This window comes from Massilia sp. 2TAF26, from assembly GCF_052115005.1.
GTDB lineage: Bacteria > Pseudomonadota > Gammaproteobacteria > Burkholderiales > Burkholderiaceae_D > Telluria.
Window position 1 is genome coordinate 1 of record NZ_JBFRFV010000073.1, and the last position, 948, is coordinate 948.

At 65.5% G+C, this 948-nt stretch carries 1 protein-coding gene; it reads left to right on the forward strand.

The genetic code is table 11. The features are described 5' to 3' along the window. Positions 1-82: 82 nt before the first annotated feature. Positions 83-948: IS1595 family transposase (locus AB4Z32_RS27445; protein ID WP_442124981.1), on the forward strand; the 866-nt coding region annotated here is incomplete at its 3' end.

A 948-nucleotide genomic window follows, 5' to 3' on the forward strand; every position in this document is an offset into this window, starting at 1 on the left:
GGCTGTGTGCGCGTTAATTATGTGAACTGAAACGGGTTGCGCAGGTCATACGCATTGTCGAGTTAACTCATGTGGAGTGACGATGCCGGGCCCGACCTTCGATCAACTGTTCGGCTTGTTAACGGCGGCAAGCCTGGCTACCCCGGACGTGGCTCGGCTGCGGGAATGGATCGCGAGCATCGCGCACCCTGGTGCGTGCATCGCTCTGATCGAACAAGCCGCCGCCGGACGGCCGTGTCCGCATTGTGGCTGTCTCCGCAAACACCGCTGCGGCCAGGCGAGCGGCCTGCAGCGTTTTCGATGTCTCGGCTGCCGGCGCAGCCATAACGCGTTGACGGGCACGCCGCTCGCGCGCCTGCGCAAGAAGGCATGCTGGCTGTCTTACCTGCAATGCGTGCTCGAGTCGCGCACGGTCCGCGACGCCGCGCGCGTGGTCGGCGTGGATCGCACGACCAGCTTCCGCTGGCGCCACCGATTCGTGCCTGGCGCCATGCGGGATCGGCCGAGCTCGCTCACCGCCATCGTCGAAGCCGATGAAACCTATCGCCTCGAGTCGCAGAAGGGGTCGCGCACGCTGACGCGCCGGCCGAGAAAGCGGGGCGGCGTGGCGGCGCGACGTGGCATCAACCAGGAGCACGACTGCCTGCTCGTCGCCCGCGACCGTAGTGGCCAGACACTTGATTTTCATACCGGTCGTGGCCAGGTTACCGCCGCTCAACTGGATCATTGTCTTCGGCCAGTGCTCGCTGCCGACGTGTTGCTGGTCAGCGATGGCGCGCTCGCTTATCGCCGCTTTGCCGCGCGCTCAGGTATCGCGCATGCGTGGGTGAACGTGCAGGCGGGAGAGCGCACACGCGGCGCGATCCACGTGCAAAACGTGAACGGCTGGCATAGCCGGTTCAAGAGCTGGCTGGTGCGGTTTCGCGGCGTGGCAAGCCGTTACCTGAT